The 26432-nt window shown below is 38.2% G+C and carries 23 protein-coding genes; 20 read left to right on the forward strand and 3 right to left on the reverse strand.

The genetic code is table 11. The features are described 5' to 3' along the window. Positions 1-56: 56 nt before the first annotated feature. The 3 genes from QOX35_RS06705 to QOX35_RS06715 form a co-directional block, all read right to left on the reverse strand. Entirely contained in the window at positions 57-494 is a 438-nt protein-coding gene (locus tag QOX35_RS06705; protein ID WP_283686272.1) for a GNAT family N-acetyltransferase, read from the reverse strand. Positions 495-504: 10 nt separating this feature from the next. Then, positions 505-1089, reverse strand: a complete 585-nt coding sequence (locus QOX35_RS06710) for a DJ-1/PfpI family protein (RefSeq protein WP_283686274.1) — start codon at positions 1087-1089, stop codon at positions 505-507. A 117-nt stretch (positions 1090-1206) separates the two neighbouring features. Further along, on the reverse strand, positions 1207-3474 hold the full coding sequence (locus QOX35_RS06715) for an aconitate hydratase (RefSeq protein ID WP_283686275.1): 2268 nt from the start codon (positions 3472-3474) through the stop codon (positions 1207-1209). A 288-nt stretch (positions 3475-3762) separates the two neighbouring features. Between QOX35_RS06715 and QOX35_RS06720 the strand changes: the two genes are divergently transcribed. The 20 genes from QOX35_RS06720 (at position 3763) to porM (ending at position 26421) form a co-directional block, all read left to right on the forward strand. Further along, positions 3763-4797 (forward strand): tetratricopeptide repeat protein, encoded by a 1035-nt coding sequence (locus QOX35_RS06720; protein WP_283686276.1) that lies wholly within the window; start codon positions 3763-3765, stop codon positions 4795-4797. Positions 4798-4830: 33 nt separating this feature from the next. Then, the gene (locus QOX35_RS06725; RefSeq protein WP_283686277.1) at positions 4831-5382 is read left to right on the forward strand and encodes an RNA polymerase sigma factor; all 552 of its coding nucleotides are present in this window, start codon (positions 4831-4833) and stop codon (positions 5380-5382) included. Between the two features lie 58 nt (positions 5383-5440). After that, positions 5441-5806, forward strand: coding sequence for a hypothetical protein (locus tag QOX35_RS06730; RefSeq protein ID WP_283686278.1), 366 nt, complete (start codon positions 5441-5443; stop codon positions 5804-5806). Between the two features lie 2 nt (positions 5807-5808). Continuing rightward, positions 5809-6297, forward strand: a complete 489-nt coding sequence (locus QOX35_RS06735; protein WP_283686279.1) for a hypothetical protein — start codon at positions 5809-5811, stop codon at positions 6295-6297. A gap of 227 nt (positions 6298-6524) precedes the next feature. Then, positions 6525-7379 carry an ATP phosphoribosyltransferase gene (gene hisG, locus QOX35_RS06740; RefSeq protein WP_135103814.1) on the forward strand — a complete coding sequence of 285 codons (855 nt, stop codon included), beginning with the start codon at positions 6525-6527 and terminating at the stop codon, positions 7377-7379. Then, positions 7376-7903, forward strand: coding sequence for a GNAT family N-acetyltransferase (locus QOX35_RS06745; protein ID WP_283686280.1), 528 nt, complete (start codon positions 7376-7378; stop codon positions 7901-7903). The genes hisG and QOX35_RS06745 overlap by 4 nt, the downstream gene beginning before the upstream one ends. Positions 7904-7906: 3 nt before the next feature. Then, positions 7907-9193 (forward strand): histidinol dehydrogenase, encoded by a 1287-nt coding sequence (gene hisD / locus QOX35_RS06750; protein WP_283686281.1) that lies wholly within the window; start codon positions 7907-7909, stop codon positions 9191-9193. Then, positions 9190-9540, forward strand: a complete 351-nt coding sequence (locus tag QOX35_RS06755; RefSeq protein WP_135103817.1) for a hypothetical protein — start codon at positions 9190-9192, stop codon at positions 9538-9540. The genes hisD and QOX35_RS06755 overlap by 4 nt, the downstream gene beginning before the upstream one ends. Continuing rightward, positions 9537-9968 (forward strand): GNAT family N-acetyltransferase, encoded by a 432-nt coding sequence (locus QOX35_RS06760; protein WP_135103818.1) that lies wholly within the window; start codon positions 9537-9539, stop codon positions 9966-9968. The genes QOX35_RS06755 and QOX35_RS06760 overlap by 4 nt, the downstream gene beginning before the upstream one ends. A gap of 46 nt (positions 9969-10014) precedes the next feature. Then, complete coding sequence (locus tag QOX35_RS06765) at positions 10015-10470, forward strand: cupin domain-containing protein (RefSeq protein WP_135103819.1); 456 nt, start codon at positions 10015-10017, stop codon at positions 10468-10470. Positions 10471-10558: 88 nt separating this feature from the next. Further along, a complete protein-coding gene (locus tag QOX35_RS06770) occupies positions 10559-11137 on the forward strand; it encodes a DJ-1/PfpI family protein (RefSeq protein WP_252637708.1) in 579 nt (192 codons plus the stop codon). A gap of 148 nt (positions 11138-11285) precedes the next feature. Beyond that, a complete protein-coding gene (gene hisC, locus QOX35_RS06775) occupies positions 11286-12314 on the forward strand; it encodes a histidinol-phosphate transaminase (RefSeq protein WP_283686282.1) in 1029 nt (342 codons plus the stop codon). Between the two features lie 58 nt (positions 12315-12372). Beyond that, a complete protein-coding gene (gene hisB, locus QOX35_RS06780; protein WP_283686283.1) occupies positions 12373-13488 on the forward strand; it encodes a bifunctional histidinol-phosphatase/imidazoleglycerol-phosphate dehydratase HisB in 1116 nt (371 codons plus the stop codon). 97 nt (positions 13489-13585) lie between these two features. Then, positions 13586-15691 carry a putative porin gene (locus QOX35_RS06785; RefSeq protein ID WP_283686284.1) on the forward strand — a complete coding sequence of 702 codons (2106 nt, stop codon included), beginning with the start codon at positions 13586-13588 and terminating at the stop codon, positions 15689-15691. Between the two features lie 7 nt (positions 15692-15698). After that, on the forward strand, positions 15699-16511 hold the full coding sequence (locus tag QOX35_RS06790) for a transporter substrate-binding domain-containing protein (RefSeq protein WP_283686285.1): 813 nt from the start codon (positions 15699-15701) through the stop codon (positions 16509-16511). Positions 16512-16699: 188 nt separating this feature from the next. Next, the gene (locus tag QOX35_RS06795; protein WP_283686286.1) at positions 16700-17893 is read left to right on the forward strand and encodes an AAA family ATPase; all 1194 of its coding nucleotides are present in this window, start codon (positions 16700-16702) and stop codon (positions 17891-17893) included. An 88-nt stretch (positions 17894-17981) separates the two neighbouring features. After that, positions 17982-21545 carry a pyruvate:ferredoxin (flavodoxin) oxidoreductase gene (nifJ, locus tag QOX35_RS06800; protein ID WP_283686287.1) on the forward strand — a complete coding sequence of 1188 codons (3564 nt, stop codon included), beginning with the start codon at positions 17982-17984 and terminating at the stop codon, positions 21543-21545. A 185-nt stretch (positions 21546-21730) separates the two neighbouring features. Continuing rightward, positions 21731-23893 (forward strand): T9SS ring complex lipoprotein PorK/GldK, encoded by a 2163-nt coding sequence (gene porK, locus QOX35_RS06805; protein ID WP_283686288.1) that lies wholly within the window; start codon positions 21731-21733, stop codon positions 23891-23893. 27 nt (positions 23894-23920) lie between these two features. Continuing rightward, positions 23921-24799, forward strand: a complete 879-nt coding sequence (gene porL, locus QOX35_RS06810; RefSeq protein ID WP_283686289.1) for a type IX secretion system motor protein PorL/GldL — start codon at positions 23921-23923, stop codon at positions 24797-24799. A gap of 53 nt (positions 24800-24852) precedes the next feature. Then, positions 24853-26421 (forward strand): type IX secretion system motor protein PorM/GldM, encoded by a 1569-nt coding sequence (porM, locus tag QOX35_RS06815; protein WP_135103829.1) that lies wholly within the window; start codon positions 24853-24855, stop codon positions 26419-26421. The last annotated feature ends 11 nt before the right edge of the window (positions 26422-26432 follow it).

Genomic DNA, 26432 nt, shown 5'->3' on the forward strand with positions numbered 1-26432 from the left:
GTACTTATTAGGAACAAAAAATTATTCAAATAGGTTCTTGAATAATATAAATATATTTAGAATATTATGTCGCAATTTTTTTCTGTTTCGTCTATTTTTGCTCCTAAACTTTTGTAAAAGGATATCGCTGGCTTGTTCCATTCAGAAACTTGCCACCTTAACCTGTCGCACTTCTCTTTCTCGGCATGTTTGATAACAGTATTGATGAGTAGCGTGCCGATTCCCTTCCCTCTATATTGTTCTTTTATGTAAAGATCATCCATATATAAGGATTTACCGACCCATGTGTAATATGCAAAGAAAAAAGTAGCATATCCTATAATCTTATCATCTTCATCTCTGGCTGTAAAACCATGAAGGAAGTCTTTCTCGGATATCATCTTTTCTACCGAATTTTTCATCTTTTCCGGTTGGTTCTGGAATGTTGCAAATTCAAGAAAAAGAGCAACTAATTCTTCGAAATCATTCTCTTCAATGTTTTTTATTGTTACCATATTTTGATCTTTAATCAGTGAAGTTATCAACGGTTTTATCTTCCTGCCAGTTGTATTCTATTCTTTTTGCTATTTCTCTAGCTTTCTCTAGTCCCTTTATGTCTGCTATAAAGCCTAAAGCCATATCTATTCCTGCGCTAATACCTGAGGATGTATAGTATTTGCCATCTACTACCCATCGGGCTTGTTTTATCCAAGTGACTTGATCGGAGCTTTGTTTTACCCAATCGAAAGACCGTTTGTTTGACGTTGCTTTTCTTCCGTCCAATAGCCCCGTCTTTGCGAGTAGTGCACTTCCTGTGCAAACAGTGATAACGAATTGGCTTTTGGCCGCCAGATGTTTTATTGTATCAATAAAGCCGGAGTTGTTTATTTCATCCCTTGCACCCATTCCCCCGGGAAGAAACAATACCTGATCGGAGATAAACTGATCAAGTTTTTCTGTCGCGATGCGTATATTGTCTTGATTCGAAATCAAACCGCCATCCTGAGAATAATATTTGATTTCCCATCCGTCTGCTTTGCCAAAAACTTCCACAGGGCCGAATACGTCAAGGGTTTCAAAGTTGTGAAATAGTACAACGTTTATGATCATTGCTACATTGTGTTTCTATGTAAAAGGTGACAAAGGTGACAAAAGTAACAGGTTAATGATGTTTTCGTAATGTCACCTTTTACTATAGGTGTAACTTTATAATGAGATAAATAAAAATTATTTTTGTTTCATATAGTTCAGGGCACTACCGGCTTTAAACCAAGCTATCTGCACCTCATTATATGTATGGGCAACCTCAAACGATTCTTTTGTCCTATTCTTGTGTGTTAGTTCAACAGTCAGGTTCTTGCCGGGTTTAAATTCGGTGAGTCCGATTATGCTGATTTTGTCGTCTTCCTTTATTTTTTCATAGTCATTCTTATCCACAAAGGTAAGCGCTAGCATCCCTTGTTTTTTCAGATTTGTTTCGTGTATACGAGCGAAAGACTTAACAAGTATAGCTTTTACATTCAAGAAACGAGGTTCCATCGCAGCATGTTCACGAGAAGACCCTTCTCCATAATTTTCTTCGGCAACAACAACAGACCCTAACCCCTCGGCTTTAAACTTACGGGCTAGTTTTGGAACTGGTATGTATTCGTTCGTTTCTTGATCAAGTACTGCATTTGTCTTCTCATTGAAAGCGTTTACTGCCCCAATGAGCATATTGTCGGAGATGTTATCCAGATGTCCTCTGAATCGAAGCCACGGACCTGCCATCGAAATATGGTCTGTTGTACACTTTCCTTTTACCTTAATAAGAAGCGGTTGTTCTATGATGTCTTTGCCATTCCAGGAAGCAAATGGGGCTAATTCTTGAAGTCGTTGCGAATCTTTTGCTATGCTGATTTCGATATCCGATCCATCTGCAATAGGTGCTAAAAATCCGGATTCTTTCAATTCATATCCTAACGGAGGTAATTCATATCCTTTTGGCTCTTCCAATTTTACTTTCTCCCCCTCACTATTTACTAAAGTGTCAGTCATAGGGTTGAAACAAAGATCGCCGGCAATGCTCAATGCGGCAACAATCTCAGGAGATGTAACAAATGCGTGTGTATTTGGGTTCCCGTCGTTTCTTTTTGCAAAGTTCCTGTTAAAAGAGGTAACGATAGAATTCGCACGCTCAGGGTCTTCGCTTTCACGTTTCCATTGTCCTATACATGGGCCACAGGCATTTGCCATTATGGTAGCGCCCACTTCTTCGAAGGCAGGAAGTATGCCGTCTCTTTCGGCTGTATAACGTACTTGTTCCGATCCGGGGTTGATAATGAATTGTGCTTTAACTTCTACATGCTTTTGTTTTGCGTCTTTTACAATCGATACTGCTCGTGATAAGTCTTCATACGATGAGTTCGTACACGACCCTATCAAGCCCACTTCCATTTTTTGAGGATAGCCTTTTTCTTTCACTACTTTTGCAAATTCTGAAATCGGATGAGCTGCGTCGGGAGTGAATGGGCCATTTACGTATGGTTCGAGTGTAGATAATTCTATTTCTATCACCTGATCGAAGTATTCTTTCGGATTGTTTACTGTTTCTATATCCGGTTGAAGATATCTAATTACTTTATCTGCAAGTTCAGATACATCGGTGCGTTCTGTTGCTTTTAGGTAATCTGATGATTTTTTGTCGTAAGGGAAGATGGATGTGGTTGCCCCTACTTCTGCTCCCATATTACATATAGTTGCTTTTCCCGTAGCAGATAGCGAACTTGTTCCATCTCCGAAATATTCTATAATAGCATTCGTGCCTCCTTTTACGGTAAGTATTCCTGCCAATTTCAGTATTACATCTTTTGGCGAAGCCCACCCTGATAGTTTTCCTGTGAGTTTGACACCGATCAGTTTAGGCATTTTTAGTTCCCAAGGCATTCCCGCCATAACGTCTACCGCATCGGCACCACCCACGCCTATGGCTATCATGCCCAATCCTCCGGCATTAGGTGTATGAGAGTCTGTTCCTATCATCATTCCTCCCGGGAAGGCATAGTTCTCGAGCACTACTTGGTGTATGATGCCGGCTCCCGGCTTCCAAAACCCGATGCCGAATTTATTTGATACGGCACTCAGAAAGTCATATACCTCTTTGTTTGTTACTTCGGCCGTGTTCAGGTCTTCTTTTGCCGATTTATGAGCTTGTATCAGGTGGTCGCAGTGTACGGTGGAAGGCACAGCCACTTTTGTTCGCCCTGAATTCATTAGTTGTAATAAAGCCATTTGAGCCGTAGCATCCTGCATGGCAACCCTATCGGGTGAAAAGTTTACATAATCGGTGGCACGGACATAGTTTTTTAAAGGCTCATCTGTTGATAGGTGAGCATATAGGATTTTCTCGCTAAGGGTTAATGGTCGCTTAAGAATCTTCTTTGCTTCATCAACTTTTTTTTGGTAAGATTCATAGAATTTACGAATCATCTCTATGTCAAACGTATTACTTTTCATCGATCATTGTTTTTTTAGTTATGTCCAAATACCTAGAATAACAAAAATAATAAAAATGTTCTATTATGTGACGTCTTTTATATAGAAAGATTATATTACGCATAGATAAAGTAAGCTAAAATTGAATATCTATATATAAATGTAAGATGTGGATAAAATCGTTGTTTTTAGATAATATGAAATAGCTGTATATTAAACCTCGGTCTTTTAAAAAAGTCTAAGAATTTTAGTTAAAGGCTTATTTTAGCAGGATTTTCTTATTTTTGTAGCTCTAAACAATTTTATGGCATGAAGAATATCATCTTTATATTAATTCTATTATTCGCAACATTATCTATAAAGGCTCAGTCTTCCTCCGAAAAACTCATTAGAGAAGGGGTTAGCCTTCATGATAAGGGGCGTTATAAAGAAGCCATATCTTCTTATGAAGAGGCATTGAAGGTAAATCCTTCGTCAATGTCTGCTGTTTACGAAATGTCTTTGTCTTATTTGAAGCTTAATAATTATGAGCGTGCGGTAAGCTTGAGCTCAAAGGTTATTAATGCCAACTTTCAGCCTTTACTTATGGATGCCTATATTGTAAAGGGTACGGCGCTGGCTAATATGGATAAGATGAGCGATGCGATTAAAACGTTGAACGATGCCATTGTCAGATGTGGAGATGAGTATTTGCTTCACTTCAACTTAGGACTCTGCTACTTCAATAGTAAGGATAATAAAATGGCTGCGCATCACTTGCGTAAAGCGATAGAAATAGATGCAACGCACTCGAGTGCATTCTTGTTGTATGCTTATGCTTTGAACGACTTGGATCAGTGGGTGCAGAGTTTTTATGCATTCCATTTCTTTTTATTGTTGGAGCCCAATACCGAAAGATCGAAAGATGCTTTCAGTGAGATGTTGGATATATTGAATGCCAAACTAGAACCCGGTTCTGTAAGGCTGACTCCTGAAGATGGAATAGATCGGGAATGGCTGTATAAGAATATACAATTGAAGAAACCGCAAGGCACGGATAGTGCTTCTGAATATTCTTATTTTGTAGAGGCTTCGAAGCTTATATTCTTTACTATAGCGCAAATGCAGAATGACTCTCAAAGTGGATTGTTGTGGTTTTTCTTTGTTCCTACCTATGAAGAAATCTTAGGTTCGGGACATTTTGATACTTATTGCCGCTATGTGAGTGTTGCTTATTTCCCTGAATCGCTTACATGGTGGGATAAAAACAAGACGCAAGTTGATAATTTTATCGAATGGTTCGAGCATGGTCAGGGTGAAGCCGATGAAGAAGCCGATTTTGGTGATGATTCGGATTTAGAATAATAGAGTAATTGATATTTGGAAGATTTATAGTAAATGTCACGGGAGGCAGAAGAACAACTTATAGAGAGGCTTCACGAGCCCAAAACTCAGCAGGCGGCATTTGCCGAGCTGGTGAAGGAGTATAGTGAGCCTTTGTATTGGCAGATACGAAAAATCGTATTGAGCCATGATGATACGGATGATGTCTTGCAAAATACATTTATAAAAGTATGGACAAGTATCGAAAATTTCCGGGGAGACTCCAAGCTGTCTACCTGGCTTTATCGTATAGCTGTTAATGAAGCTATTACATTTCTCAATAAGCAGCGATCTCTTAACAATGTTTCGATAGATGATGCAGATACGTTTTCATTGGGTAAGCTCGAAGGTGATGAGTATTTTGACGGAGACGAAGCTCAACTGAAACTACAGAAAGCTATTCTTCTTTTACCGGAGAAGCAGCGCATTGTGTTCAATATGAAATATTTTGATGAAATGAAATATGAAGATATGTCCGAAATTTTAGAAACCTCTGTGGGTGCGCTAAAAGCGTCTTATCATCATGCGGTAAAAAAAATAGAGGAATTTTTAACAACAGAGAATTAAACCTTTTATCTAAATAATAGTCTATACTACAGATAAGGAATCTAAAGATTAAACAATCATGTTGGATAATTTTGACAAAAGCAAAAAACCTTTTAAAGTTCCCGAAAATTACTTCGAGAATTTTAATAACAGGATAATGGATCAACTGCCTTCTAAAGAAGAATCAAAGGCAAAGATTGTTCCGTTGTGGAAGAAGGTATTGCCTTGGACAGCAGCTGCTGCAGCAATTGTTGGTGTTTTGTTCACAGTTGGTGTTTTTGACAAAAACAATATGCCTTCGGATAAACAATATGCCAATCAAAAGACGGATATGACCGGAGAAACTATTGCATATACCAGCGCTCAGGACGAAGAGGATTACTATCTTTTTTTGCAGGATGAGGTAAGAAAATCTCAATTTAAGGAAATGTTATATAACTATTAATAATGAATACCGATATGAAGTTGAAAAGTATTCTGGTTTTGTTGTTGCTGTTCTGTTTTACGTTTTCAGTTGCAGCCCAGAATAGACCGAGACAAGGTGGAGGACGGTTCGATATACAAGCATTCAACCAAAAGAAAGCAGAGTATTTAAAAAAAGAACTAAACTTAACCGATGCGGAAGCTAAAGCATTTTTGCCGTTGGAAGCAGAGTTTTCAATGAAAAAATATGAAGCTAACCGTGAGGCACGAAGAGAGACCCGCGAACTGAAGCGTAAAAAAGACAAAACGGATGCAGATTATAAAAGAATTGTTCAATTGAATCTAGAATCGGAACAGAGGGATTCTCAGTTACAAATCGAATATTATAAGAAGTTTGCAAAAGTACTGTCGGCTGAGAAGTTGGAAAAGTATAGATCAGTTGATATTCGATTCAAAGAAGACGAATTGAAGCGTCACAGGGAAAGGTTTAATTCCGGTGGAGATTCTGATTAAAAGTGAAAAAATAATGACATAAAGTTTGGTTTATTGCAAATAATGTATACTTTTGCTTTTGTAAAAATAAAATTATGAGCAATAAATTTCATCATCATCATTATAGTGTTACTCCCGTAGGGTAAGTAAGTATATTGATGTGGTGTTTGCCAAAATATAGAAGAGCTTGCCTGATAGAGGTAAGCTCTTTTTTTTGTTGCTGGAAAATAATATAAAATTAATATATCATGGTATTAAGAATTGCTGTTCAGTCGAAAGGTCGGCTATTTGAGGAAACGATGGCGCTTTTGCAAGAAGCCGGTATAAAACTGAATAATATTAAGCGCACGCTGCTTATTCCTGCAAAGGATTTTCCCGTAGAGATTCTCTTTCTGCGTGACGATGATATCCCGCAAGCTGTAGCTACAGGGGTTGCCGATATCGGTGTGGTAGGAGAAAATGAATATAAGGAAAAAGCCGAGGCAGCGGATGTCGTAAAAGGCTTAGGGTTTAGCAAATGTCGCTTATCGTTGGCTATTCCAAAGGATGAAAAATACGAAGGTGTGCAATGGTTTGAAGGAAAGAAGATAGCCACATCTTATCCTCATATCTTAAACCAGTATTTAGCAGAACAGGGTATTAAATCAGAGATTCATATTATTACCGGATCTGTAGAAATTTCGCCTAGTATAGGTCTCTCCGATGCTATTTTTGATATAGTGAGCTCCGGAGGGACATTGGTAAGTAATCGCTTGAAAGAGGTTGAGGTTGTAATGCAATCGCAAGCCTTATTGATAGCAACAAAAAACTTACCACAGGAGAAAAAGGATATTCTTGACGAACTAATATTCAGGATAGAAGCTGTTCAGAGTGCAGAAGGCAAAAAATATGTACTTCTGAATGCACCCGAAGATAAGCTTGAAGAAATATTTGATATCTTACCGGGTATGAGGAGTCCTACGGTTACCCCACTAGCTACAAAGGGTTGGTGCTCTGTTCAGTCGGTTATCGAAGATAAACGTTTTTGGGAGGTTATCACCAAACTAAAAGCATGTGGTGCTGAAGGCATTATTGTATTACCTATAGAAAAAATGATTTTATGATAGAAGTCTCAGAAGATATTGTATTATATCCTTTGTCTGTAGATGATATCTTTAAGATATTCAATACGCTCAACAACGAACGAGAATATATGCGTGAATGGTTGCCGTTTGTAGATGCTACAAAAGAAGCGGAAGATACGGGGAACTATGTGAGATATGTATTGCAGACAGCCGACAAACAATTTACTATATACTATAAGGATCAGTTTGTAGGGCTGATTGGTTTCAAAGACACAGATTCAGATAATAAGAAGACAGAAATAGGATACTGGTTGTCACAATATGCTCAAGGTAAGGGCATCATGATACAATCGGTTGCCAAACTTATAGAACATGCCTTCGGTGAACTGGATATGAATCGTATTCAGATAAAGGTTGCGGTAGGTAATGATAAGAGCCGCCGTATTCCAGAAAAGCTTGGCTTTCAGATGGAGGGTATAGAGCGTGATGGAGAATTGTTGGTAGATAATGTGTTTACTGACATAGCTGTTTACAGCTTGTTGAGGAAAGAATATAAGAAGTAAATTATGCAGATAATAAAATATCCTTTACGCAGCCAGTGGGCAGAGATACTGGCACGTCCTGTTTTCGATACTTCAGCATTGAACAGCACAGTTAGTTCTGTACTTGATGATATAAAAGAAAGAGGGGATCAGGCTGTCTTTGAATATGAAGAAAAGTTTGATAAAGTGAAGCTTCTCTCTCTGGCTGTTTCGGCAGAAGAAATTGCAGAAGCCGAGAATTTAGTTTCTCAAGAATTAAAGGAAGCTATCAGACAAGCAAAAGAGAATATCGAGGTATTTCATCGTAGTCAGATATTTGAGACTAAAAAAATAGAGACAAGCAAAGGTGTCACTTGTTGGCAAAAGGCCGTCGCTATAGAAAAAGTAGGGCTTTATATTCCGGGGGGGACAGCTCCTTTGTTTTCTACTGTCTTGATGCTTGCCATTCCGGCTAAAATTGCAGGTTGTAAAGAGATTATCCTTTGTACACCACCTAATAAAGAAGGAAATATCCATCCGGCTATATTGTATGCAGCAAAAGAAGCCGGTGTGGATAAAGTATTTAAGGCGGGAGGAATACAGGCTGTTGGAGCGATGGCTTACGGTACGGAATCAGTACCTAAAGTATATAAAATCTTCGGGCCCGGGAACCAATATGTGATGGCAGCAAAACAGCTTGTCAGTCTCAGAGATGTAGCGATAGATATGCCGGCAGGACCATCCGAGGTACAAGTGATTGCTGATGAAACATCCATACCTGCATTTGTTGCTGCCGATTTATTGTCGCAAGCAGAGCACGGAGCAGATAGTCAGGTGATATTAACAACAACCAGCGAATCTCTTATCTCCGAAGTTTTGCACGAGATAGAGCAACAATTGTTTGAGCTTCCTCGTCGAGAGATTGCACAGAAGGCATTAGAAAATAGTAAGCTGATCCTATTAAAGGATAATAGGGAAATTATAGATATAACCAACGAATATGCACCCGAACACCTTATTATAGAAACGGCAGACTATGCAGATATTGCAGAAGAAATAGTAAATGCAGGCTCTGTTTTTCTTGGAAATTATACGCCGGAGAGTGCCGGAGACTATGCTTCAGGAACAAATCATACGTTGCCTACTAATGGTTATGCTAAGGCTTATAGCGGTGTTAATTTGGATAGTTTTGTGAAAAAGATAACTTTCCAGAAGATTACAAAAGATGGCATTCACAATCTTGGCAAAACGATTGAAGTAATGGCAGAGAACGAACAATTGTTTGCTCATAAAAATGCAGTAACTTTACGGCTAAAGGACAAAGAAAAATGAAATCACTTAGTTTATTAGTTACAATCGTACTATTGGTAAGCTGTTCGGCTTTTGAGAAAACAATCAATAAGGCTCAATATGTAAATGCTGACAAGGTAATTTACGAAAAATATTTTGGGGAGAGAGTTGAAATACGAAACAAGGCTCAAATAGCCAGGCTAGTTGATATCATAGGCTCGGCACAGAAGGAAGCTGTAGACTTTATACCGAAAGATCAGTTTGTATTTATTCGAAGTAAAGATACTATCTCTATCCAACGAAACGGAGCATTACTGAGAGATGGAAACGGTACATACCGTTTAGGAGCTTACATGTCGACAGAACTAAATAAACTGTTAGAAAAATGATTCAGGCCAGAATTATAAAATATGGTACATCAGACTACGATAAGATGGTTGCTCTTCGTTATAAAATATTGAGAGCGCCTCTAGGACTTACATTTTCTGCTGAATATCTCGAAAAGGAGAAAGAGGATATGCTCTGTGTCTGCGAAAATGAAGGGCAGATTGTAGGATGTTGTATTCTTACACCAATAGATAAAAATATAGTTCAATTGCGTCAAATGGCAGTAGAGGATTCTACTCAGAAAAAAGGAATAGGTGCAAAGTTGCTCTTGTTCGCAGAAGAGTCTGCAAAAGAAAACGGATTTGATAAGATTGTATTGCATGCCAGAAAGGTTGCTATAGGATTCTACCTGAAATATAACTATGGTATAGTTGGTGACGAGTTTGAAGAAGTTGGGATTCCTCATTTTGAAATGCAGAAAATACTCTAAACATACCAAGAAAAATATTCGTATAAAGACATATATAAATTGAATAATGATGGAAAACGAAAAAAAACAAGTACTGGAAACAGTATCAAAATATGTAGATATTACATTAACTCCTTTTGGAAAACCACAACGGACAGTTATAGATATAGAGAAGAGAGACCCGATGTATGATGGTAATGGCGTTGTTTACATGCTGTCTATATTCGAGAAAGGAGAACTGGTGAATAACCGTATTGGTACTTATATGGTTTTGTTGAATAAGGGTGATCAGGCTGGATTTCATGAGCATGGCACTAAGAAAGAACAAGAATTATATGTATTGGTTCATGGCGAAGGTGAATATATAGAACGTGAAGGATTGGACAAAATCACCCGAAAGTTCAACTTGAAAAAAGGGAACGTAACATCTATTCAGGGAGATAATAATTATCACTCTATAATCAATACGGGGGACGAGCCTCTGATCGTATTTGTTGTGACTACATATCAGCCTAATATATAAATAACTTTAACTCATAGAGCCTTTTGTTAAAATATTATTTATATTTATTGGAATTAATTGATTGTCTAATTATAAAATCTGTTTTATCATGAATAAAAGAATATTGATGCTAGCGGGCGATTTTGTTGAGGATTACGAATTGATGGTTCCTTATCAGGCACTGGTAAGTGTAGGATTCCATGTAGATGTAGTATGTCCGGGGAAGAAAGCCGGAGAACAGGTTGCTACGGCAATACATGATTTTGTAGGATTTCAGACTTATGCAGAGCTGAGAGGTCATAACTTCACATTGAATAAGACTTTTGATAATGTAAAACTTGAAGATTACGCAGGATTGTATATTACAGGTGGTCGAGCTCCTGAATATATTCGTCTCGATCCTAAAGTAATAGAATATACAAAGTATTTCTTCGAAAAAAATCTGCCTGTTGCAGCTATTTGCCACGGTATACAGGTGCTTACTGCCGCAGATGTGGTTAGAGGAAAGACGCTTACCTGCTATGTAGCTGTAGGGCCTGAAGTAAAGTTGGCTGGCGGTAATTACAAAGATATTCCCGCTACCGAAGCTATTACAGACGGTAATCTGACTACCTCGCCTGCATGGCCCGGACATCCGGCTATACTAAAAGAGTTTTATAAACTTCTTGGGGTTAAAATTGAATTGTAAAATATACAAGTATAAGAGAATAGGAGTGCTCAAAAGTGTGTTCTTCTCTTTTGAGCACTTTCTTAGCTCTGATATATGGCAGTGCTTGCTGCGTAGTTAAGTTAAATAAATAAGATAAAAAGACATCTAAACTAAACAGTTTAAAGGAATGAATTTACAGCAGCTTGTGCGCAAAAATGTATGGAATATGAAGCCTTATTCATCGGCTAGAGATGAATTTAAAGGAGAAGCATCAGTGTTTTTAGATGCCAATGAAAATCCTCTGAATGATAAGTATAATCGTTATCCCGATCCTTTACAGTGGTCTTTGAAACAAAAAATAGCTAAGGTAAAAAATATAGCTCCCGAAAATATCTTCTTAGGCAATGGCAGTGATGAGCCTATCGATCTGGTTATTCGTATCTTCTGCGAACCTCGCACTGATAATATTGTTGCCGTTGATCCTACTTACGGGATGTATCAGGTTTGCGCAGAGGTGAACGATGTAGAGTATCGGAAAGTATTGCTGAACGAAAACTTCGATCTGGATGCTCAGAAACTGCTTGAAAAAACAGATCGTAATACAAAGTTGATATTTTTATGCTCTCCTAACAACCCTACAGGAAACCTGTTAAGCAGGGAAGAAATAAAAAAGGTATTAGATTCTTTTGCGGGTATTGTAGTCTTAGACGAGGCTTATATCGATTTTGCTTCTGAAGCGACATGGCTGAATGACCTTGAGAAATATCCTAATCTGATAATTCTGCAAACATTTTCTAAAGCATGGGGGTTGGCTGCTGTACGTCTAGGCATGGCTTTTGCTTCGGCTGAGATAATCAAGTTGTTCAATAAAGTTAAGTATCCATATAATGTAAATATCCTGACTCAAAATTTTGTTGGAGATGAATTAGACAAACTTGAATTAAGGAAGCAGTGGATTGCTACCTTGCTCGAAGGACGAAATTATCTGATAAATGAGTTGCCAAAATTAACTTTTGTAGAGAAAATATATCCCACGGATGCCAATTTTATATTGGTAAAGGTTGAGGATGCCAATAGCCTGTACAAGCAATTAGCAGATAAAGGTGTAATTGTTCGCAACAGGAACTCGGTCTCTTTGTGCGCCGGATGTCTGCGTATAACAGTAGGTACTGATAAAGAAAATGAGATGTTAATTAAAACTTTGCGAGCGTTATAAACATAAACATATCAATAGAGAGGGAAATCCGATCTAAAAGCATATCCAATATATTATAATGAAAAAGAAAGCTTTATTTATAGACCGTGATGGGACTTTGGTTATAGAACCACCGATAGATTATCAACTGGATAGCCTCGATAAACTCGAGTTTTATCCAAAGGTTTTTCGTAACCTTTATTTTATCCGAAAGAATCTCGATTTTGAATTTGTGATGGTTACTAATCAAGATGGATTGGGTACTGCATCTTTTCCCGAGGATACATTCTGGCCGGCACATAACAAAATGCTTAAGACGCTGGAAGGAGAAGGGATCGTATTTGATGATATCCTTATTGATAAAAGTTTCCCTGAAGATAATGCCCCAACACGAAAACCTCGTACAGGTATGTTAGGCAAATATATGACAGGGGATTATGATCTTGAGCATTCTTTTGTGATTGGAGACAGGCAAACAGATGTTGAGCTAGCAAAAAATCTAGGTTGTAAAGCTATCTTTATGCAAGATGAATTTGTTTTACCTGATGAGCTAAAGGATATATGTGTACTTCAAACTACCGATTGGGATGTCATCTCTGAGTTTTTGTTTGCCGGAGAGCGCAAAGCAGAGGTAAAAAGAACGACCAAAGAAACAGATATATATATTGCACTCAATCTGGACGGAAAAGGGCATTGTCAGATATTTACAGGTTTAGGCTTTTTCGATCATATGCTTGAGCAAATAGGAAAACATTCGGGGATGGATCTTACCATACAGGTAAAAGGAGATCTGCATGTAGATGAGCATCATACAATAGAAGATACCGCTATTGCTTTAGGTGAAGCGATATATAAGGCATTAGGAGATAAAAGAGGTATAGAACGTTATGGCTATAGCTTGCCTATGGATGATTGTTTGTGTTCCGTTGCGCTTGACTTTGGAGGTCGGGCTTGGTTGCTTTGGGATGCAGAGTTTCATCGTGAGAAAGTAGGAGATATGCCTACCGAAATGTTCCTACACTTTTTTAAATCTTTAAGCGACTCGGCAAAAATGAACCTCAATATAAAGGCAGAAGGTGCGAATGAGCATCACAAAATAGAAGGAATTTTCAAGGCGTTGGCCAGAGCTTTGAAGATGGCGAAGAAGAGAGATATCTTCAATTACGAACTACCTTCTACCAAAGGGGTGATTTGACTATTTAATGTGAAATTGATGCAATAAATAAAGCAAGAGCCTGTTTTTAAAGGTACATTAACTACTCATTTTTCATTTTTTGTGTAAGTTTGCACCAATGAAAAAATATACAGTATTTCTTTTCTTATTTCTTTTCGCTTCTCTTGTTGCGGAAGCACAAAACAAGAAAGCTTTACAGTCTCCCGTAATAGTGGAGAAAGCGGATTCTATATCTGCAAGTCTTGGTAAATTGCCTCCGAGTGGACGAAAAATAGATACAGTAAAAGTTGAAGTTCCTAATATATATGTGTGGAAAATAACACCACGTTTGGGAGAACGTATATTTATTCCTCGCGATTCGGCTGTAATAGATTTTCATAAAAGTATGTTAGTAGATGGAAAAGGTGTAGCTATTGGCTATTTGGGCAATGTAGGCTCTCCTTTACAATCTAAAATATTTTTTGAACGTCCGGAGCCTTCCCGTTTTATTTTTCAAGATCCGGTGCGTGCATGGCGAAAAGGGCCGGAGGACCAGATATTCTATAATACAAAAGTACCTTACTCTGAGATTAAATATCAAAGTGGGGGTGGAGGTGAAAGCGCTGAAAATCGTTTTCAGGGAGAGATATCCATGAATATGGGTAAAAAGCTGAATGTTGGTTTTGATTTTGACTATATATATTCTCGTGGATTTTACAATTCTTTGTCAAATAAAGGAGTTAGCTATGACTTATATGCCAGCTATATAGGTGATAAGTATAAGATGCATGCTTACTTCCAAAATAATAATTTTACTATTATCGAGAATGGTGGTATATCCGATACATTGTATATTTCGAACCCGGATCATCCCAATGTAGTCAATAATGGAAACTTCAAAGGGAGTTCGTTGGATATTCCTACACGAATGCAGGATACTTGGAACAGACTCAGAGGTCGTAATCTGTATGTGACTAACAGATATGATCTGGGTGATGATACAGAAACATATCCTGTAAATGACAGCGTGATGGGAACACGGAAAAAGAAGGACTATGTTTCGTTAGCAAGTGTGATCTTTACAACGCACTATACAGATCAACGTCGCAGATTTAATTCAAACTATAGTAATATCGCGAATGTCTATACTCCACAGCTTTGGAATGGGGAGAAGGGCTGGACTACTCTTTCGGATCCTAAGTATGAGGCGAATATTGATGATTATATGTCATATTATTCTTTCAAGAATACATTGGCATTAGCTATGAACGAAGGCTTTCGAAAATGGACGAAATTTGGCTTAACAGCCTTCATTGAGCATGATCTGCGTAAATATTCCATGCCTTTTTTAGGTATCGAGGAATCAGGGACTATGTATGGTCTTCCCGGTGCATCTATGAAGGAAAGTGAATATTCATTGCTTGTAGGAGGAGTATTAACGAAGGAAAAGGGGAAGTTTTTAAGATATAGGGCTACAGCCGAAAAAGATCTACATAATAGTGATTACAGGCTCGAAGGAGAAATTACTACTCGATTGAATTTCAGAAATAAAGACTTTTCGGTAAAGGCTAATGCTTATATAAAAAATATAAGTCCAAGTTTTTTTCAGAACAATTTTTCATCTAAGTATTGGAACTGGAAGGATATGGGTTTGAAAGATACACGTCGTGTTTATATAGGTGGCGAGATTATTTTTCCAGAACTGTCATTTTCTCAGACTCGGATAAGTGGAGGTGTTGAAAATATAACAGGGTTGATATATTATAATCAGGAAAAGAGAATAGCTCAAAGTAATGAAGAAATACAAGTGATAGCTTTACGCCTCGATCAGAATTTCAGATCCGGGATTTTTCATTGGGATAATCAGGCTGTATATCAATACACCAAGAGTGAAGAAGCTTTGCCTTTACCTCAATGGAGTTTGTACTCGAATATATACCTGACTACTAAATTGGCTAAAGTATTAACTCTACAGTTGGGTGCTGATGCTTATATTCATGCAAAATATCATATGCCGGGGTATGAGCCTTTGACTATGCAGTTTTATAATCAACAAGATATGAAACTCGGAGAGTTTCCTGTTGTAAGTGCCTATCTGAACCTTCATCTGAAATATACTCGCTTTTTTGTTATGATGTACAATATTGCGGAAGGAATGGGTAATGGACAATCGTTCTCTTTATATCGTTATCCGGTAAACCCTCGGGTTTTAAAACTAGGAATTTCATGGCAATTCAATAATTAGTAAAATTATGAAGAATAAGGCTTTCTTATCGGTTCCCATAATTGTTATTATTCTGATTGTTGTTTGGATTTTTATACGGAATAATGCTACAGATAAGGATTCTCGTGACTATCCTCAAATTCAGCACGAAGGAGTGCTTCGTGTAGTTACAGATTATAACTCTGTTGGTTATTTTGTGTTAGGAGATACGATTGCCGGTTTCAATCACGATCTTATTGAATTATTACAGGAGAATATTCCTTTAAAAATAGATATCCAGCTAGAATCCAGTATAGATAAAAGTATGGATGGATTGAGAACCGGAAAGTACGATATTGTGGCTAGGAATATACCTGTTACTTCAGAGTTGCGTGACTCTGTAAATTTCACAGAAGCCATTGCTCAGAACAGGCAGGTGTTGATTCAACGTAAAAAAAAGTATAATGATAATATAGAGCCGATTAGAAGTCATTTAAACTTGGCTAAGAAAACGCTTTATGTTCCTGCTAAGTCTCCGGTTATCCTTCGGATACAAAACTTGGCTCATGAAATAGGGGACACAATATATATAAAGGAAGATCCGGCCTATGGTTCTGAGCAGTTGGCTATGATGGTAGCATCAGGAGATATCGATTTTGCAGTTTGTGACGAAAAGGTAGCAGCTAATATTGCCAAAACATCGCCCGAAATAGATTATTCTACTTTTGTAGGGTTTACTCATTTAGAGGCCTGGGCTGTGAGGAAAAGCTCTCCTGTCTTGCTTGATTCTCTGAATGTTTGGATCAGCCGTATAAAGGGGACGGAAGCATATAATAAAATATACAAAAAATACTATAATTGAGTTTTTTTAAGCACTATTTTAGTAGAACTAATAGAGTTTGTTATTCATCATTGAAAAATACACCATGCGAATATAAAATTTTTCTGCATTTTTATATGCTGTTTCAAGAAAAATGATTAAAATTGCTAAGTGGACTTTGCAATGACATAAAAAAAAGTTACCTTCGTCGGGGTTTTAAGGAGTATCGAGTGGAATCTTTTTTTCGGACACATAAGTATTTAGTTGAACATCTTTTCGAAGATGCAACTCCCAGGCTGTTAATGCAACAGATTGACTGGTCGCGCCGTTTGATTGGAATCAAGGGGGCGAGAGGTGTCGGGAAAACTACATTCCTTCTGCAATATGCTAAAGAGTTCTTTGAGCTAGACAAACGAGACTGTTTATATATCAATATGAATCAGTTTTATTTTACAGTCAGAACAATCTTTAGTTTTGCAAAAGAGTTTGTCGAAAAAGGGGGTAAGACGCTTCTACTCGATCAGGTATATAAGTATCCGGGGTGGTCTAAAGAATTGAGAGAATGTTACGAATGTCTTCCTCAACTGAAGATCGTATTTACAGGTTCTACTGTAAACAAGCTCGGAGAAGATGCAGAACTGGCATCTATTGTAGATGTATATAATCTGAGAGGTTTTTCCTATCGGGAATTCTTAAATATTCAATTTGGAAAGAATTTCAAACCTTATGGTTTGGATGACATAATAAATAATCACCGTGAAATAGCTGAGGATATATTCTCAGAGATCAACCCTTTAGAACATCTATGGGGTTATATACATCACGGTTATTATCCGTTTTTTCTTGAAAAAAGAAATTTTTCGGAAAATTTACTCAAAACGGTGAATATGATGTTGGAGGTAGATGTGTTGTCTATCAAACAAATAGAAATGTCTTATTTGCCTAAATTAAGAAAATTGCTGTATCTATTGTCTTTGTCTGCACCGGGCAAACCCAATATCAGCCAATTGAGTACCGACTGTGAGATATCCAGAGCTACAGTGACTAATTATCTGGAATATTTGCGTAGCGCCAGACTGATAAATATGCTTTATAGAGAAGGAGAGGAGTTTCCAAAGAAACCCGACATGGTCTATATGCATAATACGAATCTGATTTTCCCTCTGAAAATATCAGATGTAAATGATCAAGAGCTACGTGAAACATTTTTCTACAATCAGGTGCATCACAGCGATAGCAAATTGAAGAAAGGAGCTAAAAGCGGAATGTTTATTGTCGAAAATGATGACAAGAAATATAAATTTAAGATAGATGGTCAAAAAACCAGAGGCAAACATAAACCGGAGATGCTTTACGTAATAGCAAATCTAGAGAGGGGTGATAGAAATATTATTCCTTTATGGCTGTTTGGTTTTTTATATTAAAAGAATAAGGAGCTGATAATTGAAAAGTTGTCAACTTAGCCAAATCAAAAAAATGTAAACTAAAAAAGATAATCAACTATTAAAAAGTATGGCTAAACAAAAAAAATTCATTACATGTGATGGAAATCAGGCCGCAGCACATATCTCTTATATGTTCAGCGAAGTGGCTTCGATATATCCAATCACACCATCGTCAACTATGGCAGAGTATGTTGATGAATGGGCAGCAGCCGGACGCAAAAATATATTCGGCGAAATCCTCAGAGTGCAGGAAATGCAGTCGGAGGCTGGTGCTGCTGGTGCAGTTCACGGATCATTACAGGCTGGAGCTCTAACAACTACTTATACGGCATCGCAGGGATTGTTGTTGATGATCCCTAATATGTACAAAATAGCAGGAGAGTTACTTCCTAGCGTTTTCCACGTATCGGCACGTGCTTTGGCGGCACAGGCTTTGTCTATCTTCGGAGACCATCAGGATGTTATGGCAGCTCGTCAGACCGGGTTTGCTATGTTCTTCTCGGGCTCGGTGCAAGAAGTTATGGACTTGTCTGCTGTTCCTCATTTGGCAACTCTCGAGTCTCGTATTCCTTTTATGAATATTTTTGATGGATTCCGTACATCTCACGAAATACAGAAAGTGGAAGAAATGAGTCAGGATGACTTAATTCCTCTTGTTAACCAAGAGGCTCTTAAAGGATTCCGTGATAGAGCATTGAATCCAGAAAACCCTGTAACTCGTGGTACAGCCCAGAATGATGATATTTATTTCCAATCGCGTGAAGCTGCTAATAAATTCTATGATGCAGTACCTGCTATTGTTGAAAAATATTTAGAAGAAATTAATAAGATTACAGGACGCAAATACGGCTTGTTTGATTATTACGGAGCTGAAGATGCCGACCGTGTGATTATAGCTATGGGTTCGGTAACGGAAGCAATTAAAGAAACTGTAGACTTCTTGAATGCCAAAGGAGAGAAAGTCGGCTTAGTAGCAGTTCACCTTTATCGTCCATTCAAAGCAGAAGCCTTCCTTTCTGCGGTTCCTAAAACTGCAACAAGAATAGCTGTACTTGACCGTACAAAAGAACCTGGAGCTCTTGGACAGCCATTGTATATGGATGTAAAAGACTGTTTCTTCGGTAAAGCTGATGCCCCTACAATTGTTGGCGGTATTTATGGACTTTCTTCTAAAGATACTACTCCTGCTCAGATTATGTCTGTGTACGAAAATCTGGCGATGAACCTACCTAAAAACGATTTTACAATCGGTATCGTAGATGATGTTACATTCAAATCATTACCTCTTAAAGAAGAAGTTTCTGTAGATGATACTACTTATGAAGCTAAATTCTATGGTTTAGGATCGGATGGTACAGTAGGTGCAAACAAAAATACAGTTAAGATTATCGGTGACAATACCAATAAATATTGTCAGGCTTATTTTGCATACGACTCTAAAAAATCAGGAGGATTTACAGCATCGCATCTTCGCTTTGGTGATAATCCTATCCGTTCTACATATTTGGTAAATACTCCAAACTTTGTAGCGTGTCACGTTCCTGCTTATTTGCATTTGTATGATGTAACTAAAGGATTGAAGAAAAACGGAACATTCCTTCTCAACTCTGTATGGAGCAAAGAAGAAGTAGGAAACTACCTTCCTGATAATGTAAAAAAATATCTTGCAGTCAACAATATCAATTTCTATATCATCAACGCAACTCAGATTGCAACAGAAATTGGTCTTGGAGGTCGTACAAATACAATCCTTCAATCAGCATTCTTTAAGATTTCGAATGTAATCCCTTACGATTTGGCTGTGGAACAAATGAAGAAATTCATTGTGAAATCATACGGACGTAAAGGTGAAGACGTTATCAATAAGAATTATGCTGCGGTTGATCGTGGTATCGAACTCGAAAAAGTTGAGGTTCCGGCAGAATGGGCAAATATCGTAATAGGTAAATCTGAAGAAGATGACGCTCCTGAGTTTATCAAAAACGTAGTTCGTCCAATAAATGCACAACGTGGTTACGATCTTCCTGTATCTGTTTTCGTAGGTCGTGAAGATGGTACATGGGATCATGGTACTACAGAGTATGAAAAACGCGGTGTTGCTGCTTTTGTACCTGTATGGGATGCCGAAAACTGTATACAGTGTAACCAGTGTGCTTATGTTTGTCCTCATGCTACTATCCGTCCGTTTGTTTTGGATGCACAAGAGCAAGCTCAAGTTCCGGGCGATGTTACTTTGTTGAAAGCACAGGGTAAACAATTTGATGGTATGGGCTTCCGCATTCAAGTGGATGTGCTAGACTGCCTTGGTTGCGGTAACTGTGCTGATATCTGTCCGGGTAAGAAAGGAAACTCTGCTCTTACAATGGTTGAGATCGGATCACAATTCCCTGAGCAAGATAACTGGGATTTCATGGTCAAGAATGTAACAAGCAAGGCTCACCTTGTTGATACTAAGTTGAATGTGAAGAACTCTCAATTTGCAACTCCGCTGTTTGAGTTCTCAGGTGCATGTTCTGGTTGTGGAGAAACTCCATATATCAAACTTGTGACTCAGTTGTTTGGTGATCGTATGTTAATTGCCAACGCTACAGGTTGTACATCAATATATGGTGGTTCAGCTCCATCTACTCCATACCGTAAGAATGAAGAAGGTAAAGGACCGGCATGGGCTAATTCACTATTCGAAGATAATGCAGAGTATGGTCTTGGTTTTGCCTTGGCTAATATTACTATGCGCAACAGACTCGAAAAACTGATGAATCAAGCTCAGGATTGCGATAAATGTTCACCTGAAATAAAAGCTCTATACAAAGAATGGGTAGAAAATAAAGATGAGGCTGACAAGACAAAAGAACTTACAGCTGCAATGTTACCATTACTGGAAGTAGAGAAAGATAAATGTGACTACTGCAAAGAGATATATTCATTGAAACAATATCTAATCAAACGTTCTATCTGGATATTTGGTGGTGACGGTTGGGCATATGATATAGGTTTTGGCGGATTGGATCATGTATTGGCTACAGGCGAAGATATCAATATTCTGGTATTGGATACAGAGGTGTACTCTAATACAGGAGGCCAGTCTTCTAAATCTACTCCGATAGCAGCGGTTGCTAAATTTGCTGCAGCAGGAAAGAAGATTCGCAAGAAAGACCTTGGTATGATAGCTACTACATACGGTTATGTATATGTAGCACAGATTGCTATGGGTGCTAACCAAGGACAATGTCTGAAAGCGATCAAAGAAGCTGAAGAATATAAAGGCCCATCATTAGTTATTGCATACTCTCCTTGTATCAGCCATGGTCTGAGAAAAGGAATGGGACATGCACAGGATGAAGAGAAAGCAGCAGTTGCTTGCGGATACTGGCATCTATGGCGCTACAACCCGATGTTGGAAGAGGAAGGCAAAAATCCATTTACAATGGATAGTAAAGAGCCTGACTGGTCTAAATTCCAAGCGTTCTTAGGTAATGAGGTTCGCTATACATCTCTACAAAAATCAAATCCTTCTGAAGCTTCTGAACTATATGAAGCAGCACAGAACAATGCGATGTGGAGATATAATAGTTATCAGCGTTTAGCGAATAGCAGTTTTGGTAAATTTGACGAAACAAAAGAACTGTAAAATTAATAAATATAATCGATGAGAGGGGAGCCTGAAAAGGCTTCCCTTTTATGTTTTTAAGAACACGCAAAATCCAATCGTTTATTGAGTTAAGTTATTATTTGATAAGAAAATAAATAAATATTAAAAAAAAATATTATCTTTGCCACACTTGATATATCGTTACTATAACTGTTACAAAACAAATGAACAAAAAAACTTTACTGACTTCACTGCTATTGGTCTGTGTATCAATAGTTTCTTATGCTCAACGTCAAAGCTCAGAGCAATATTCAGTTCCTTCGAGGAATGAATATTTGTTAAAAGATCCAGTGTGGTTCATATCCATTGGAGGTGGTGCCCAATTATATGTGGGTGAGGATGATAATGGTGTTCCGTGGAATAGGACGTCATTTTCTAGTAGATTAACCTTTGCTCCAACACTTTCCGTCGGTCGTAGAATGAGTACATTGATTACTCTACGAGCTCAAATATCAGAAGGAAGCATACATGGCTTCAATGATGGTTGGAGCGGAACTTACGATAGATGGTGGAAAGATGGAACGAATGGCGAAGGGTTAAAAATGTTAACTAAAGATCCCGCCTGGGATTATATGGGTTGGATTGAAGGTGTTGATTATGAGTATAGTGCTGTTGATGAGAGTGGAGTGCCTGTTTGGCATCCTACAAAATATCAACCAAACGAACAATATTATATGCAACATTTACGTTATATGAGTATAACTGGAGATGTGCAGTTAAATTTTCTTAATCTTATAAATGGATATAAGCCGGAACGTAAATTTGAAATAAATCCTTTTGTAGGTGTAGGCATGTATCAGCGCTTTGCTCATAGAGGAAATCTTCAGGGTACTTTCTTTGGTGGAAGCGGCGGTTTGAACTTAGGCTTTAATTTAACTCGTAACTGGCAAATATTTGGAGAGGGAAGAGTCGTTTTACTTAGTGATACCTTTGATGGACAAAAAGGGGATAAAAGTAATAATGGGCTAGCTCAGGCAACGCTAGGTGTAACCTATAAGTTCACAAATCCAAAATATATTGACCCTGCTATTGAAACTCGTTTACGTTTACCTTACAATATAGCCCGTGCTTGTGACAATATGGTTCTTGTCCCGGGAGGTAATATAGAGTTAGGGACAGGTATTGATCCTTTATGGGGAGATGAAGTGCCTCGTAAACTTGTTGCTGTCAGCCCGTTTTGGATGGATGAAACCGAAGTTACAAATAAGCAGTATCGTGAGTTTGTATATTGGGTGCGTGACTCTATTATAAGAGAACGTTTGGCAGATCCGGCGTATGGAGGAGACCCAACGTTTAAAGTTTTAGTAAGGCCGGAAGATCGAAATAGTGCTGTTGGGCAGCGTTTAAACTGGAGTAAGCCAATTCCTTGGAAAAATCCAACTCAACGCGAACAGGCTGCTATAAACAGTGTGATAGGAGGAAATCCTTTTGCTGCGGATAAATCCGGATTGATAAATACTGCTTTGAATTTTAAATATGACTGGTTTGACGTAAAAAGTTATAATGCGTTTTTGGCAAAACTAAAAGAAGGCGATGCACGTTCTATAGTTATATCCAAGGATACAGCTTATGTAAATCAAAGAGGTGATATTATTCGCGAAACGTTAGCAAGATCATCGCACGGAGATAAGATTGATTTTACAAATACATATATTGTAAATGTTTACCCTGATGTGATGGCATGGATGACAGATTTTGCTAATGCTAAGAGTGAACAATATGTAGGCAAATATTTTAATGATAAGGCTTATAATAATCATCCTGTGGTAGGTGTATCGTGGGAACAAGCCGATGCTTATTGTGCATGGCGTACAGATCGCTATTTGGCTGAAAAGAAGTGTAGCTTAGACGGTTTCGAAGGGTATCGTTTGCCTACAGAAGCCGAATGGGAATTTGCTGCAAGAAACGGACGTTCGGAGTTGATTTATCCGTGGTATTCGGATAAAACGCATACAACCGATGGGCTGGCTCATGCTAACTTCAGAGCATCAAAAGATTTGAAAGACTTAATGTCCCCTGTAGCAAGCTTCTTACCGAATCGTTTTGGACTTTACGATATGGCGGGTAATGCGGCAGAATGGACAACTACAACATTTACGGAATCTGTAGATCGTATGGCTGATGAGGCTAATCCTGATTTCAGCTATAGAGCAGTACTTGCAGACCCAAGAGTGTTGAAACGTAAAATTGTAAAAGGCGGTTCATGGAAAGACTCTACGGTTAAATCCGGAGATCGTTCTGTTGAATTTCAAGATAAAGGCCGTTCATTCATTGGTTTCAGATGTGTAAGAACATGGAGCTTTGATGAAAGGGGTAAATTCTATTAAAAAATAATTTTTAAGAGAGCTCTCAAAATGGGAAAAGCGTGGCATAGTTTTAGGCGATTTATTGCAAGTAGAAGAGGACAGACAGTGTTTAATATTCTTTATAGTTGGGGTGCTGCTGTAGTCATCCTGGGGGCAATGTTTAAAATTATGCATGTACCGGCAGGGAACATCGTTCTGATGATCGGAATGATTGTCGAAGTTATTGTTTTTATTGCCGCAGGTTTCGACTACTCATCTCCATCGAGTGATGAGGTCGGAGCAAATGCTTTATCCGGAGTAATAGTAAGTGGTGGGGTTGGATATGACGAATCCCCTTCTAATATAAAACTAGCAGAGGCAAGGAAATCCGGAGATTCTATAAAATCCTCCGGAGTTTCCGGCTCTTCGGTCGTTGTTCTTGGCGGTTCGGGAGGAAATGGAGTAACAGCTGTTTCTGGCAGTGGATCATCTTCATCATCGCCTACAGGGCAACCTTCTGCTGCTCGTACAGGTTCGGCAGATTATGGACAGAGCGCAGCAAATACAGCTCAGAATTTAGAAGAATTCTCCACTACAATTAACTCGTTGAATGAGGCTTCTCAAAAACTATTGAAAGCATATAATCAAATCACCGAAACAAATGGTTTTGTAGACAATCTGACTACATTAAATCAGAATGTGAGTGGTTTGAACGATGTATTTAATGCACAATTACAGACTATAACTGAACAAATGTCGGCTATTAGGTATATTAATGACAGTTTGGCAAGGATGAAGAATTTATATGATGGAGCTATTGGTGATAGTTACATGTTCAGAGAAGAGTCTGCTAAAATGACCAAACACATTGAGGCTTTGAACAATGTATATGCTCGTTTATTACAAGCTATGACAACGAATAACAATCCAAACCAACCTAAATTCTAAGATAATCGGAGAAATAAAAAACAGAATTAGAAACCTAAAGAAGAGAATATAAGATGGCTTTAAGTAAAGGGCAATTGACTAGGCAGAAGATGATTAATCTCATGTATCTGGTGTTTATTGCGATGCTAGCTCTAAATGTTTCTACCGAGGTATTGGATGGATTTGTGATGATTAACGATAATATTCAAGAATCTATTGTTGTCACAGATGAAAGAAATAAACAGATATACGCAGATATAGCTGCTTCTTATGAGACTAACAGAGACAAAACTCAGGACTCATATAATAGGGCACAAAGTGTAAAGGCTAAGACCGATTCTATTTTCGATTATTTGCAGTATCTAAAACTCGAAATTGCAAAAAAGACTGATGGAGCCGATGCTGATATAAATAATTTGAAATCGAAAGATAATCTTGATGCTTCTTCCGAAGTAATGATTTCACCGGTGGGTGGTCAGGGAAAGAAGCTGAAAAAAATATTAGACACGTATAGGGAAGCTATGGTGGCGCAGATTCCTGACGAGAGCAAACGTAAGATTGTAAGCAGTACTTTATCTACTGAACCTTCTGCAAGAGCGAAGAAGGATCATAAAGATTGGATAACTTCGTCTTTTGACGGTATGCCAAGTATTGCTGTGCTGACTTTCCTTTCAGAATTGCAAATGAATGTAAAGCAGGCCGAGGGTGAAGTTTTGAATGATCTTGCTAAAAATATCGACTTGAAAGATATTCGTGTGAATGAACTGAGTGCCTTTGTTGTTCCGCAATCAAATATGGTGATGAAAGGTGTACCTTACAAAGCCAATATTATAATGGCGGCGGTAGATACAACACAACGACCCCGTATTGTTGTAAATGGTAAAGAGTTACCATCCGAAAAAAATGGTTTGTATGAAGTTGGTACAGGAGCTTCCGGTACATATAAATTCGATGGATTTATCGAGCTTATGGATAGGAGCGGATTACCTGTAAGACGTAATTTCTCTCAGGAATATACAGTAATGGAACCTATGGCCACAGTAGCGCCATTCTGGATGGATGTGCTATATGCCGGGGTTCAGAATATGTTGACTATTGCTGTGCCGGGTGTAGCCAGTCAGGACGTACAGGCTACAGTGGTAAGTGGGGGAACATTAACTCCTTCGGGCAAAGATTGGGTTGCAGTGCCTTCCCCATCTCAGATAGGTCAGAAGTTTATAATTTCTGTATCTGCAAAGGTGAATGGTACACAACAATTCATAGCAAGGAAAGAGTTGAGGATCCGTCCGTTACCGGAACCATTAGCGTTTATCCCATATACAGATCAGAACGGTGCACCGAAAGTATTTAGAAAAGGAGTTATAGCCAGATCTATACTACTGGGCACACAGGGTATAAAAGCTTCTATCGATGATGGTATTCTGAATATTCCATTTCAGATTTTGAGCTTCAGAACAATGTCTGTGGACGCTATGGGAAATGTAACTCCTGAAATGTCAAATGGTGCGAATTTCTCATCTCGTCAGATAGAGCAAATGCGAAGAATGACTAGAGGTACAATTTTAATAATATCAGGAATAAAAGCCAAGGGCCCCGATGGTATAGAAAGAGATTTATACCCAATGGAAGTAAGAATTAATTAATTAACACAAAA

The sequence above is a fragment of the Dysgonomonas sp. Marseille-Q5470 genome (assembly GCF_951230145.1).
Taxonomy (GTDB): Bacteria; Bacteroidota; Bacteroidia; order Bacteroidales; family Dysgonomonadaceae; genus Dysgonomonas.